Below are 12,240 nucleotides of genomic sequence, written 5' to 3'. Positions count from 1 at the left end.
ACGGCGTTACGGCGTTTTTTCAGGACCTCGACATACCTGATGTATGCCTTCGCCCCTGAAAAACCACCATGCCTTAGCCATCCTCTGAGTTTTTGCGAGTGCATCAACCTTGGCTAAGTTATTTCCAATTTCCATCTCATTTGGAGGGCTCATGCAATGATGGCGCGGTCACTGCCGGGATATGCCTGTACCTTCCTGATCCTCTCGTCACTCCTTTTTTGCCTTCCGGCCTGCGGTACACGTTCCTACCGGCTGAAAAACATCGCTAAATCGGATGTCGACCTGGTAGCCGATGCCCATTTCCGCGAGGCTGACGAGCTGCTGCGCACCCTGATGATCAAGCTGTACAAACGCAATCCACGGGAGCTGGCGGGGACGCCCGGCAAGACGATCAAAAGTCGATTGCTGCAGGTTTTCGGGACATCTCCCATGCCGCCTTCGGCCGAACTGGGCAACCGCACCAGTATTGCCGCCATGGATCTCTGTTTCGATCCCGGCTTTGATGGCGACCGTGTTTTAGCCCTTGTGGCGGGCCTCAGGGGGATGATGCTGGAAGCCTACGACAATCGCCGTGAGCAGTTTCTTTTCGATTCTCTGGATGAACAGAAGCTCTATAACAGCGCCCGCAATATCGAAATCGTGGTCTGGAGGCTGAGCAATCGGTTGAATGAAGCGGGAGCACCCTTTTTGCGAACCAACAGTCTTCCCGGCGAGGAGGCGAACCTCAGTTTCGAGAGGCTCTTCGGCAAACTCATCGCCATCCAGGACATGATGGCTCACGTCACTGCCGATCGCGGTAATCGGACCATCAACAAGGTGGTGCATAGCATCGCCTCCTCAGCTCTCTTCCCCATCGGTCTTTAGCAAGATGTCTGTCAGCGAACCGATGACCCTCCTCACAGATTACCTGCTGGCGGCCCTGGTGCTGGTATTCGCTCTGCGGCTGGGCCGCAGCGGACATCCGGGGCAGATGTCGACCCGGATGTGGTCTCTGGCCTTTTACGCCTCGGCGGCGGCGGCTCTGGCCGGCGGCACCTATCACGGCTTCCTCCTTTATCTCTCCCCCCCGGCCGCTGTGCTGCTCTGGAAAGTCACGGTGTACGCGGTCGGCCTGGCCAGTCTCTTTCTCTTCGCAGGAGCGATTTTCGCCGCCGTGGCCGAAACCCAACGACGCGTGCTCCTTGTCCTTGCCGGCTCCAAATTCATCCTTTATGCCGCCTGGATGGCTACCCACAACGATTTCCGCTATGTCATCTACGATTATGTACCGACCCTGATATTTGTTCTCCTGCTGCAGGGGTTCGCATTTTGGAAGAGACGGGAAGAAAGCGCCCCCTGGATCGTCGGTGGAATCATGGTCTCGTTCGTCGGTGCCGGCGTTCAGGCGTCAGGGTTTGCCCTGCATGCCCACTTCAACCACAATGATCTCTATCATGTCATACAGATGGGGGCGTTCTGGCTGCTCTATCAAGGAGGACTTCTGCTGCGAGACCGATGAGAGGCCGATGAAAAACGCCCACCTGCGGCGTTCCCCTCATCCTTCTTCAACGACGTACCTTCGGTACGCCTTATTCAGAAGGATTTCGGGAGCCTTGCATCCGGGCATTTTTGATCGGCCTCGGCAACATGGCAGAAATGCCCGAAATTGGAGATTTTCTCCCTCTCCCGAAACCTTCAGTGGATCAGGCGCTTTCGCATCCGCGCAATCGCCAGGGGGAAGAAGATCAGGCAGAAGACGGCCAGATATGCGGCACTCCAGGGAAGCGATGGGTCCCAGTACCCCAGGACCACGGCCCGGCTGAGATCGACCAGGTGGGTGAGGGGAAGGAGGCGCGCCAGCATCCCGGCCCAGAGGGGGAGGTTCTCCAGGGGGAAGAAGGTGCCGCTGAAGAGGAACATGGGGGTGATGAAGAGAAATATCGGGATGTTGAAGGTCTCGATGTTCGGGACGATGCTGGTAAACACCATGCCGACGGCGGCGAAGGCCAGTCCTCCCAGAACGGCCAGGGGAATGAGCAGGAGTCCCGAGGGGTAGTGGACCAGGCCGAAAAGACTGACGACAAGCAGCATCAGGACGGCGGCGATGACCGACTTGGTCGAGGCCCAGACGATCTCGCCGGTGATGATCTCGGTGAGATTGAGTGGGGTGGCAAGCATGGCGTCGAAGGTCTTCTGATAGTACATGCGCACGAAGGAGGAGTAGCTGGTCTCGAAAAAGGCGTTGTACATGATGGTGATCGCCAGCAGGGACGGTGTGATGAAGGCGACGTAGGAGATCTCGGCGCCGCGAAAGGTGAAGGTCCCCACGAGGGCGGAGAGGCCGACTCCGAAGGCGGCCAGATAGAGGAGCGGTTCCAGGAGGGGAGGAAGGAAGCTGATCTTCCAGGTGCGGCGGTAGACGGAGAGATTGCGCTGCCATATCCGGATGAAGCGCCAGGAAAGGTCCGTTCTCTTCATTCGCGCAGCTCCCTTCCTGTCAGGCGCAGAAAGACGTCCTCGAGCGTCGCCTGCCGCAGAGTGCATCCCTCGCGGCAGAAATCATTGGTCAGCCGCTCGAAAAGGGTCTCATCGGCCCCCTGGTAGATCAGCAGGCGGTGCCCCAGATCCTCGAAGGCGATCTTGTGTTCCCGGAGAAAGTTCCGCACAGCGCCGTCCGGCGCGGCCGCTTCGATGACCTCCCCTCCGACATGCCGGCGGACCAGGTCGGCCGGTCTTCCTTCGACCAGCACCCGGCCATGGTCGATGATGATCAGACGATCGCAGAGACGTGCGGCCTCTTCCATGTAGTGAGTAGTGAGAAGGATGGTCATTCCCCGCCTTTTGAGCTCCTCGAGGCGGTCCCACACCTGGTGGCGGGACTGTGGGTCGAGGCCGGTGGTCGGCTCATCCAGAATCAGCAGCTCCGGCCGGTTGATCAGGGAACGGGCCAGGACCAAGCGCCGCTTCATCCCTCCGGAGAGTTCCTGGATGCTGGAGCCGGCGCGTCCTTCCAGGCCGAAGAATCGCAGCAGGGTGTCGGATTCGGCCGCGGCCTCGTCGGCGGGGAGATCGAAATAACGGGCGAATACCCGGAGGTTTTCAAAGACGGTCAGGTCGGGATCTAGATTGTCCTCCTGCTGGCAGATGCCGATCCGGTATTTGAGTTCTCGCAGGTTGGCTGTCAGGTCGCGGCCGAAAATCCGCAGATTGCCGTCGGAGGGAGGACTGTAGCCATAGAGCATGCGGATGGTAGAGGTTTTGCCGGCGCCGTTGGGGCCCAGCAGGCCGAAGCATTCTCCCGCCTGGACGCCGAAAGAGATGTCGTCGACGGCCGTTAAGGCGCCGAAGGTCTTGCGCAGGTTTTCGACCTCGACGACGGCCATGGGCTTCAGTCGCGGTAGCGTTTGAGCAGGTCGCCGTAGGCGTCGATGCGGCGGTCGCGCAGGAAAGGCCAGATACGGCGCACGGCTTCGCTGCGGGCTGGGTCGATCTCCGCGATCAGGATCTCTTCGGCCTCATCGCCCGCCCGGGCGAGAAGCTCTCCCTGGCAGCCGGCCACGAAGCTGCTCCCCCAGAACCGGGAGCCGGCGGTGTGGCCTGTGGGATCGGCCTCGAAGCCGATGCGGTTGGCGGCGACGACCGGAATGCCGTTCGCCACCGCGTGGGCGCGCTGGACGGTCATCCAGGCCTCGCGCTGGCGCTGCTGCTCTGACGCTTCGTCGTTGGGGTCCCAGCCGATGGCGGTGGGGTAGATCAGGATTTCGGCCCCGGCCATGGCCATCAGGCGCGCCGCTTCGGGATACCACTGGTCCCAGCAGACCAGCACCCCGAGTCGGCCGACGGAGGTGTCGATGGGATTGAAGCCGAGATCGCCGGGGGTGAAATAGAATTTCTCGTAATAGCCGGGGTCGTCTGGAATGTGCATCTTGCGGTAGACGCCGGCGATGGAGCCGTCCCTCTCCAGGACGACGGCGGTATTGTGGTAGAGTCCGGGCGCGCGTTTTTCGAAGAGTGAAGCGACGATCACCACCCCGAGCTCTTTAGCCAGTGCGCCGAAGATCTCGGTACCGGGGCCGGGGATCGGCTCGGCTTGGTTGAAGAGGTCAGTATTTTCGCTCTGGCAGAAGTAGAGACCGGCGTGCAGCTCCTGCAGGACGACGAGCCCGGCCCCCTTTGCGGCCGCTTCGCGGATGCCGGCGAGGCTCTTGACAATGTTCTCTTCACGGTTCGCCGTGCAACTCTGTTGGATCAATCCGACTTTCAGGTTATTCATTGTCTTTCCATTTTGTTCAGGATTCATTTCTAGTCAGCTTTGCAAACCTGAAACGCTCAACACGCCCTTCGGCAACTGCATGGTGACGCAGTGGAGCGAGCCGTGCTGGAGGATCAGGGGGAGGCAGTCGACACCAATGATAGCACGATCGGGAAAGGCCTGCCCGACCGCATCGAGGGCCGCGGCGTCCCGGGCATCCCGGTAGGTGGGGACGAGGACCGCACCGTTGATGATCAGGAAGTTGGCGTAGGTGGCGGGCAGGCGCTGCCCCTCCTCGTCGAACCGGGGAGCCGGCCAGGGGAGGGGAATGAGGCGGTAGGGGGCGCCGGTGGGGGTGCGGAAGGCCTTCAGCTCTTCGGCCATCTGGCGCAGGGCGGCGAAATGCTCATCCTTCTCGTCGTCGCAGACGACGTGAAGGATGGTGCCGCCGGGGCAGAGCCGGGCCAGGGTGTCGACGTGGGAGTCGGTGTCGTCGCCGGCCAGATAACCGCTCTCCAGCCACAGAATCCGCTCGGCGCCGAGGCGCTCATTCAATTCGCGTTCGATATCGGAGCGGGAGAGATGCGGGTTGCGGTTGGCGTCGAGCAGGCATTCGGCCGTCGTCAGAAGTGTCCCTTCTCCGTCGCTCTCGATGGCCCCCCCTTCGAGGATCAGACCCTGGGCCGTGCAGGGGAGGTCGCAGAAGACCCCCGCTTCGTGCAGGCGGCGGGTGATGCGGTTGTCGAGGTCGGCTGCAAACTTGAGTCCCCAGCCGTTGAAGCCGAAGTCGAGGAGCAGGGGGCGGCCGGACTCGAAGACGGTGATCGGGCCGAAATCGCGGCTCCAGGTGTCGTTGGTGGGAAGCTCGACGATGGAGATCCGTTCCATCCGGGCTCCGCTTCTCCGAAGCCGGTCGCGGACCCGCTCCTCCTCGGGAGCGACGATCAGCACCCACTCGAAGCGGCTGATCTCGCGGGCGATATCGATGAAGACCGGCTCCACCACTTCCAGTTGGGGGTGCCAGTCGCTGTGTTCGTGGGGCCAGGCGAGCAGGACGCCGTCCTGTTCTTCCCATTCGGCCGGCAATCTTCTTTTCATCTTTCCTCGGTTTCGAATTTCGTTGTTCTGCTGGCGCATCCTATTAAAAACCGCCGATTTTTGCAATTCTTTCCTGCCGTTCACATCCCGCTGAAGCGATCATAAAGGTAGGTCGCAATGCCCCCGAGTGCGGCTGCCGAGGCGAGCGCCATGATGGCTCCCCGGACGGCCGGCGACAGATGCAGCGGCTGCCATCCGGAGCGCCAGGGGAATTCACCGGCATACCGTCGGCGCATTTCCGAGGCGGTGATGAGAAAGGTGAGCCAGAGCGCCGCCAGGGCGAATCCACCCATGACGGAGCTGAACCAGTCGATGCCGAGGTAAATATGGGAAAATCCGATGAGAAGCGCAACAAAGGAGCCGCCTAGAACGAGGTTGAAGCGGGTTTTCCAGTTGTTCACTGTATCCAGAAGCATGTAGACGAGAAGACCATAAAAGACCAGGGAGAGAAAGGCGTGAGCGCTGGGAAAGCCGGCGGAAAAGGATTCCAGAGCCGACGAAGCGGCCTCTGGCCGGGAATAACCGAAAACGGCGGTCAGCACCAGCACGAGAAGTTTGCCCCCTGAGGTGCCGGCGATAACGATCACCGCAGAGAAATCACGGTTGTTGAGGACCAGCCAGAGAAGAAGGAGAAATCCGACCATGGCGATGACCGGAATGCTGCCGAAGTGGGCGATGACGGAAAAGATCGTATCGGCCAGGGGATGGTGAGCCTCCCGCAGCAGGGCGTAGATCTTCCGGTCCAGGAGAAGCAGGGGCTGATAAAGCTGAACGGCTCCGACCAGCCAGAGAAAGAGTGCGGCAAAAAGGGCGCTGAAGGCAAAGCCTGTGGTGAGATACAGTCCCGATCCCCTGCGCAGGGTAAATCGCTCGGCGAGAGCGTTCCAGACCCACGGATTCCTGCTCCGGAAGGCGGCGACCCGGGGCCTTGAGACAAAGCTCCCCCAGCTTCTCCGGCATCTGAACCAGACCCTGACGCCGAGATCGGCGAGGCGAGGTGCGATCCAGCGCCAGAAAAAGGCATCGATAGCGAAGAAGACGACGATCAGGGCGATGAAGAGACTGAACCGCCCGGTCCAGATCTGCACCATCTTCCAGCTGGCGCCGAAGAAATAACCCAGCCCCGGGTAGGCCAGCCCCCAGAGGATGCCGCTCACCAGCGCATAGAGAATGAAGGGGAGGGGCGGCATCCGGGTGCTGCCGGCGACGAAGGGAATGAAGGGGCGGAGAAAGCCGACGAACCGGCCGATGAAAACGCTTTTGCCGCCATGGCAGGCGAAGTAGAGCTCTGCTTTCTGCAACAGATGCAGCCGGCTTTGAAACAGCTTTTTCTGACGCAAAGCCTCGCCGAGGCGGCCTCCCAGCCAGTAGCTGAGAAGGTCCCCGAAAATAGCTCCCAGGGCGGAGGCGATCACCAGGAGGTGGTAGCTGCCTTTTCCATGGGCAGCCAGAAAACCGGCCACGACGATCAGGACGCTGCCCGGGACGAGGATGCCTACTCCGGCCAGGGATTCCAGAAAGGATATGAGCCCGACCAGCAGATAGTAGGGTCCCCCCGAAGGGAGCCATCCGAGAGTTTCCTGGAGCCATGATTCCATTTGCCATTCCGCACGATTGCTTCCATTTTAGCAGAGCCCGTCCGAAGCTCCGAACGATGAGCAAGGGGTACGGATTCACCCCGTAAAGCGCTGGTGCCAGGCGTCGAAAACGATCACCTTGTGTTCTCCATAACGGAAGAGACTGCTGCGGAGCTCGTCGACGGTGCGTTCGCGATTGCCGGCGGGAGTGGATTTGGAAAAGAAGAGGTCGGCATAGGCGACGATCTCTTCCTCCACGGTCCGGGGCAGCATCTCGCGCATTGGCAGGGGAATGCCCTGCTCTCGGATATCCTCGAGTGTCAGGCCGACGCCGATGTGCCTTTCGCAGACCAGGGCGTGGCGGGGCAGCCCCTCCCGCTCCAGAATCTCGCGGCCTAGAATGCCATGACAGATGTAAGGGTGATCGCCAAGACAGCCGATTCGCGGGGCAGAGGTGAGGAGGATGCCTATGTCATGGAGCAGGGCGGCCTCTTCCACGAAGGAGACGTCGATCGATCCGTGATTTTCAAGCCGGCGCGCGACGGCAACGGCTTTTTCGGCCACCTGGGTGCTGTGACGAAGCAGAATTCGATGGGAGTCGGTACCCGGCGGGTAGTATTTTTCGATCAGAGCTAGAGGATTCATGAGACCAGAATACAGAACACAGAATAGAGAATAAAGTCTAAATGCCACGAGCAAGCCTGCATTCTGTATTCTGTTTCCAGTATTCCAGCGTCCTTATCCAGCACCCTGAAGGAATCGGCCATTTCTACAAAAATGAATTGATAGGTGTCGAACCACTGTGGCGGAGCGGAAAACTCAACGGTAAAGGCTCGCAGGCGGGCGGTGATGAAATAGACAAGGATGACGCGGTCCGGGGTGCGGCCCATGACCCGAAGGGCGGGCGTTCCTCCAGGGCCTTCTATCTGCTCTTCGGAGGTGATGACGAACCCGGAATGTGCCGAAGCGAAGTCACGCAGCATCCGGTCGTACCCTCCGGGCACCTCCGAGGGTGAAAGGGAGGTGACCGTGGCCATGACCTCCGCCGCTCCGTCTTCTCCGGTGGGCGGTTTCCAGGCGACGGACGAGTATCCCCTCCGGATTTTAATCCAGGCGGCGGGGTACGCCATGGCGAAACCGTTCGGAGTGTCGATGTAGTAGGTTTCGACGTATTCCTGTCCGTTGTCTCCTCCGGATTTCGGCATGCAGCCCGTGAGGATGATGAGGATGGTAACGGCCAGAGTATACGGCGTGAGCCAGCGGACAGGTTTCATGATTCAATTATGCCATAACCGTGAAATCCTCTATAATTGGATCGAAAGGGAGGGCGCAGATGGATAGGGATATTCGCTTGTATGGACATCTCATCGACAACCAGGTCCTCTCGCGGGTCCTGGACGCGATTTCGGTCGCCGGCGCGACCCACGAGATTCTTTCCCTTCGTGTCGGCCGGACCCGACAGGATGCCAGCGAAGCGGTTCTCCGAATCTTCGCCGAGAACGCCCGGCTCATGGAAAAGGCCGTGAGTCTCGTCCGGGAGATGGGGGCCGAGCTGCTTGATTCAGCCCCCGCGGTTTGCCAAACCGCACCGGCCGACGGCGTTTTGCCGGAGAGGTTCTACGCCACCACCAATCTCCCCACAGAAGTGCTGGTGGATAAGGAATGGATCACCGTGGATGGCGAGGAGATGGATCTGGCGGTGGTGGTCTCACCGGAACGGCGCTCGGCACGCGGCATTCCCATGGCCGAGGTAAGAAAGGGAGAGCTGGTGGTGGTCGGAGAGCAGGGAGTGCGGGTGCGCACCCTGCCTCAGGAGTCCGCATCGCCGGAATTCCGATTCATGGCCAGTGAGGTGTCGGCCGAAAAGCCCAAAGGCCCCCTGCTTCACCGTGTCCTGCGCACCATGCGAAGGGTGAGGGAGGAAGGAAAAAAGATTCTTCTGGTCGGCGGTCCGGCCGTTGTCCACACCGGCGCCGCCCCGATTCTTGAGAAGCTGATCCACGACGGCTGGGTGGATATCCTCTTTGCCGGCAACGCCCTGGCCGCGCACGATATCGAACAGGCCCTTCTCGGCACCTCGCTGGGCGTGCCCGTGGACAGCTCTTCCCCTCTTCCTGCGGGCCATGCCCATCACCTGTGGGCCATCAACGCGATCCGCCGGGAGGGCTCCATTGCCCGGGCGGTGGAGTCGGGGCTGCTCAAGAAAGGGGTGATGCATGCCTGCGTCAGCCGCGGGGTGCCTTTCGTTCTGGCGGGATCGATCCGCGACGACGGTCCCCTTCCCGACGTCATCACCGACGTTCTCGCCGCCCAGCAGGCCATGCGCCGGTACGTCCCCGCCGTCGGCATGGCGATCATGGTGGGGACCACCCTTCACTCCGTCGCCACCGGCAACCTCCTCCCCGCCCGGGTTTTCACCGTCTGCGTCGACATCAATCCCGGGGCGGTCACCAAGCTGCAGGACCGCGGCAGCCGCCAATCGATAGGGATCGTCATGGACGCCGCCTCGTTCCTCGAGCAATTGGCCGCAGGGCTGAAAAACGAATAACCATTCTCACGCGAAGCCGCGAAGAACTCGAAAATTTCCAAAAAGATTCGGATTTATTTCGCGACTTCGCGTCTTCGCGTGAGATAAAAGAATTTGCCATTGGATCTGCCTATGGGATGAATAAGAAATATCGAAATTATCACTTGGACTACCGGCAGGAATTCTGTTATTTTCTGAGCCCAAATTGAGCTTCTATCTGGAGGAGTACCATGAAAAAATGTTTTGCCCTGTTGCCGGTCCTGCTGTTGACCTGTTCTCTCGCCGTTCCGCAAGCCGGTGCGGCAAGCCGTTCAGGACAGATTTCCATGGAGTTCGATCTCTCCGGCCACGCCAGTGGGGAGGAAGCCCGACTCTGGATCCCGTATCCGGTATCGGACAATGACCAGAAGATCGGCGAGATCCGGCTCTCCGGCGACTATGCCGAAGCAGCGGTCTATACCGACCGGACTTTTGGAACCCCCATGCTCTTTGCCCGTTGGGACGAAGGCGCCAAGAGCCGTCGACTGAATCTCTCCTTCGCCGTGGAGCGGCAGGAGGTGATCCGCCGCGATTTTCCGACCAGGGAAGCCGCCTGGGACCCGGCCGATTATGCCTTGTATCTGGCCCCCACCCGTCTTGGCCCCATCGACGGTCAGGTGAAAAAACTGGCCGACACCATCACTGCAGGACAGACCACGGTTCTCGGCAAGGCCCGAGCCATCTACGACTGGATCATCGAGAACATGTACCGGGACCCGGAAACCCGGGGATGCGGTAGCGGCGACGTCTGCGTCCTTCTGGAAAGGCCCGGCGGCAAGTGCGCCGACATCAGTTCCGTCTATATCGCCCTTGCCCGGGCGGCGGGAGTGCCGGCCCGAGAAGTTTTCGGAATCCGCCAGGGAAAAGAGCCCGTGCAGGATATCTCAGGATGGCAGCACTGCTGGGCCGAGTTCTATCTGCCCGGCTACGGCTGGGTCCCCGTCGACCCCGCCGACGTGAGGAAAAAGATGCTCGTGGAAAATCTCAAGCTCTCCGATGCTGCGGTCGCCGAAGCCAGGGCGTATTTCTGGGGCGGCGTTGATCCCTACCGGGTGAAATTGGGCGAGGGGAGGGATCTGATCCTTAATCCGCCGCAACAGGGCGAGCCGGTCAATTATCTGATGTATCCCTTTGCCCAGATGGGGGGGAAAACCCTCGACTGGCTGGACCCGGCAACCTTTAAATACATGATCACGTACCGGGAAAACTGAGACTCGCTATTTTGGCGGCAGGTTAAAAAAAGGGGACGGTTCCTTGGGGAGCCGTCCCCTTTTTTCGTGAGGCGTGAGGCGTTGTCAGGAAGTGATGTTTGTGCTTCTTTGGAATGGAAGGTTTTTAAGAAAAAGGATAGAAAGGGGCAGAAGGAGAAGGAGGAGCACGGCCGCCGTGAGCAGAAAGGTCGGCCGCAGTCCGGAAGTATCCGCCAGGTGGCCCACCAGCGGGCCGCTGATAACGAAGAGAAGGCGGAAGATCAGAGATTTCAGGGAGAGAAGGCTGGCCCTGTTTTTGCGCTGGCCGGCGATCTGGAGCTGATTCCTCAGCATCGGTCCCTGCAGGCCACGCATGGCGGTAAGAAGGTAGTAGAAGAGGAATCCCCAGACCCCCTCGACCAGCCCCAACCCCAAATATCCCGCCGCGATCAGGACCAGGAAGAGGATGGCCATTCCCCGGTTTCCGAGGTGAAAGCTAAAGCGGTGACTGACCAGGGAAAAAAGGGCGACGGTCAGATTGGCGCCGGCCCAGACGGGCCCGAACCAGGCCAGAGGCACGCCGCTCTGCTGCATGTAGGGCTGGATGAGCCATACGGGAAAGAAGGAGGATAGCCCGAGCACGGCGGCCAGCAGAATGGTGTAACGAAGGTGCCTGTTGTCGATGAAGGCCAGGCGGCAGGTCTGCAGAGCTTCGGCAAGGTGGGATTGGACGGCGGAAGATTTCTCCGCGGGCGCTTCGGCCAGGGTGCGGCAGATGCCCAGAGCGACCACCCAGACGCCGATCTGGATCAGAAAGGGGAGCAGAGGGGCGGCGGCATAGAGAACTCCGGCAAAAAGGGCCCCGGCCGCTTCGCCGCCCTGGGCATAGCCGGTCATGCGGCCGTCGTAGCGGGCGTAGAACTCCTCATTTCCTTCCGCGCGCAGGGTCTCGAAGAGCAGGGCGCTGTCGGAGCCGCTGATGAAGGCGTAGGAGATCCCCAGCAGGATCTCGGCAAAAAGCACCTCGGCAAAGGAGCCGGCCAGCGTGTAGGCCGTCCACCCAGCAATGCCCAGCACCGAGGCCAGATTGAGGGAAACGCGGTACCCCAGGCGGTCGCTGAGATAACCCGAAGGGTATTCCATCAGCAGGGTGGCCAGGGAGAAGATCCCCTGCAGCAGAAGGATCTGCGTCAGGCTCAGGCCGATGTGATCCTTCCAGAAGAGGGTGATAATGGCCATGGGAAACAGAGCCATCTTGAGGAAGGAGAAGGCGTAGAGCTTGGGGATGTTAGTCAAGGAAGGGACGCGGGATGCGGAACGCGGGACGCGAAAAAAACGGGCGCGAAGGCATTTCTCGTTCCGCGTCCCTCGTCCCTCGTCCCGGATTCATGCCCAATGAATGCAGGCCACGGGGCAATTGTCCATGGCTTCCTCGATCTTTTCCTCCGGGGCGCCGGCGGGATTGTGGACGCCCGACTTGCCGTCTGCCTGCATTTCAAAAACCTCGGGGCAGATGTGGGTGCAGACTTCACAGGAGATGCAGGCTTCTTTGTCGACGACGGGTATGCGGGGCATGGG

At 60.6% G+C, this 12,240-nt stretch carries 13 protein-coding genes; 4 read left to right on the top strand and 9 right to left on the bottom strand.

Features of this window, described 5'->3' with window-relative positions:
* Positions 1–156: 156 nt before the first annotated feature.
* Both DTF_RS0107200 and DTF_RS0107195 read left to right on the top strand, forming a co-directional pair.
* Entirely contained in the window at positions 157–864 is a 708-nt protein-coding gene (locus DTF_RS0107200) for a hypothetical protein (protein ID WP_027714778.1), read from the top strand.
* A gap of 22 nt (positions 865–886) precedes the next feature.
* A complete protein-coding gene (locus DTF_RS0107195; protein ID WP_027714777.1) occupies positions 887–1,498 on the top strand; it encodes a hypothetical protein in 612 nt (203 codons plus the stop codon).
* A gap of 176 nt (positions 1,499–1,674) precedes the next feature.
* Here the strand turns inward: DTF_RS0107195 and DTF_RS0107190 are convergent, their stop codons facing one another.
* The 7 genes from DTF_RS0107190 to DTF_RS0107160 form a co-directional block, all read right to left on the bottom strand.
* Positions 1,675–2,457, bottom strand: a complete 783-nt coding sequence (locus DTF_RS0107190; RefSeq protein WP_027714776.1) for an ABC transporter permease — start codon at positions 2,455–2,457, stop codon at positions 1,675–1,677.
* On the bottom strand, positions 2,454–3,362 hold the full coding sequence (locus DTF_RS0107185; RefSeq protein WP_035056090.1) for an ATP-binding cassette domain-containing protein: 909 nt from the start codon (positions 3,360–3,362) through the stop codon (positions 2,454–2,456). The genes DTF_RS0107190 and DTF_RS0107185 overlap by 4 nt, the downstream gene beginning before the upstream one ends.
* A gap of 5 nt (positions 3,363–3,367) precedes the next feature.
* Positions 3,368–4,252 (bottom strand): carbon-nitrogen hydrolase, encoded by an 885-nt coding sequence (locus DTF_RS0107180; protein WP_027714774.1) that lies wholly within the window; start codon positions 4,250–4,252, stop codon positions 3,368–3,370.
* Positions 4,253–4,285: 33 nt separating this feature from the next.
* On the bottom strand, positions 4,286–5,329 hold the full coding sequence (locus tag DTF_RS0107175; protein WP_027714773.1) for an agmatine/peptidylarginine deiminase: 1,044 nt from the start codon (positions 5,327–5,329) through the stop codon (positions 4,286–4,288).
* An 80-nt stretch (positions 5,330–5,409) separates the two neighbouring features.
* Positions 5,410–6,927, bottom strand: a complete 1,518-nt coding sequence (locus DTF_RS0107170; protein WP_027714772.1) for a bifunctional DedA family/phosphatase PAP2 family protein — start codon at positions 6,925–6,927, stop codon at positions 5,410–5,412.
* Positions 6,928–7,002: 75 nt separating this feature from the next.
* Entirely contained in the window at positions 7,003–7,551 is a 549-nt protein-coding gene (locus DTF_RS0107165; protein ID WP_027714771.1) for an HDIG domain-containing metalloprotein, read from the bottom strand.
* The gene (locus DTF_RS0107160) at positions 7,548–8,180 is read right to left on the bottom strand and encodes a hypothetical protein (RefSeq protein WP_027714770.1); all 633 of its coding nucleotides are present in this window, start codon (positions 8,178–8,180) and stop codon (positions 7,548–7,550) included. Before DTF_RS0107160 ends, DTF_RS0107165 begins: the two co-directional genes overlap by 4 nt.
* Positions 8,181–8,239: 59 nt before the next feature.
* Here DTF_RS0107160 and DTF_RS0107155 point away from each other — a divergent pair, with 59 nt between their 5' ends.
* Positions 8,240–9,454 carry a TIGR00300 family protein gene (locus tag DTF_RS0107155; RefSeq protein ID WP_027714769.1) on the top strand — a complete coding sequence of 405 codons (1,215 nt, stop codon included), beginning with the start codon at positions 8,240–8,242 and terminating at the stop codon, positions 9,452–9,454.
* Between the two features lie 209 nt (positions 9,455–9,663).
* Positions 9,664–10,683, top strand: coding sequence for a transglutaminase family protein (locus DTF_RS0107150; protein ID WP_027714768.1), 1,020 nt, complete (start codon positions 9,664–9,666; stop codon positions 10,681–10,683).
* An 84-nt stretch (positions 10,684–10,767) separates the two neighbouring features.
* Here DTF_RS0107150 and DTF_RS0107145 read toward each other — a convergent pair whose 3' ends face one another.
* Together DTF_RS0107145 and DTF_RS0107140 are read right to left on the bottom strand one after the other, a co-directional pair.
* On the bottom strand, positions 10,768–11,958 hold the full coding sequence (locus DTF_RS0107145; RefSeq protein ID WP_027714767.1) for an MFS transporter: 1,191 nt from the start codon (positions 11,956–11,958) through the stop codon (positions 10,768–10,770).
* A 90-nt stretch (positions 11,959–12,048) separates the two neighbouring features.
* Positions 12,049–12,237 carry a ferredoxin gene (locus DTF_RS0107140; protein WP_027714766.1) on the bottom strand — a complete coding sequence of 63 codons (189 nt, stop codon included), beginning with the start codon at positions 12,235–12,237 and terminating at the stop codon, positions 12,049–12,051.
* Between the last annotated feature and the right edge of the window lie 3 nt (positions 12,238–12,240).

Source organism: Desulfuromonas sp. TF (genome assembly GCF_000472285.1).
GTDB lineage: Bacteria > Desulfobacterota > Desulfuromonadia > Desulfuromonadales > ATBO01 > ATBO01.
This window is presented reverse-complemented; position numbering and strand designations above follow the sequence as displayed.

Excerpts from the sequence above, each read along its gene's own strand:
- DTF_RS0107200 (WP_027714778.1), top strand. The coding sequence starts at position 157 with ATGATGGCGCGGTCACTGCCGGGATATGCCTGTACCTTCCTGATCCTC.
- DTF_RS0107195 (WP_027714777.1), top strand. The coding sequence starts at position 887 with ATGACCCTCCTCACAGATTACCTGCTGGCGGCCCTGGTGCTGGTATTC.
- DTF_RS0107190 (WP_027714776.1), bottom strand. The coding sequence starts at position 2,457 with ATGAAGAGAACGGACCTTTCCTGGCGCTTCATCCGGATATGGCAGCGC.
- DTF_RS0107185 (WP_035056090.1), bottom strand. The coding sequence starts at position 3,362 with ATGGCCGTCGTCGAGGTCGAAAACCTGCGCAAGACCTTCGGCGCCTTA.
- DTF_RS0107180 (WP_027714774.1), bottom strand. The coding sequence starts at position 4,252 with ATGAATAACCTGAAAGTCGGATTGATCCAACAGAGTTGCACGGCGAAC.
- DTF_RS0107175 (WP_027714773.1), bottom strand. The coding sequence starts at position 5,329 with ATGAAAAGAAGATTGCCGGCCGAATGGGAAGAACAGGACGGCGTCCTG.
- DTF_RS0107170 (WP_027714772.1), bottom strand. The coding sequence starts at position 6,927 with ATGGAATCATGGCTCCAGGAAACTCTCGGATGGCTCCCTTCGGGGGGA.
- DTF_RS0107165 (WP_027714771.1), bottom strand. The coding sequence starts at position 7,551 with ATGAATCCTCTAGCTCTGATCGAAAAATACTACCCGCCGGGTACCGAC.
- DTF_RS0107160 (WP_027714770.1), bottom strand. The coding sequence starts at position 8,180 with ATGAAACCTGTCCGCTGGCTCACGCCGTATACTCTGGCCGTTACCATC.
- DTF_RS0107155 (WP_027714769.1), top strand. The coding sequence starts at position 8,240 with ATGGATAGGGATATTCGCTTGTATGGACATCTCATCGACAACCAGGTC.
- DTF_RS0107150 (WP_027714768.1), top strand. The coding sequence starts at position 9,664 with ATGAAAAAATGTTTTGCCCTGTTGCCGGTCCTGCTGTTGACCTGTTCT.
- DTF_RS0107140 (WP_027714766.1), bottom strand. The coding sequence starts at position 12,237 with ATGCCCCGCATACCCGTCGTCGACAAAGAAGCCTGCATCTCCTGTGAA.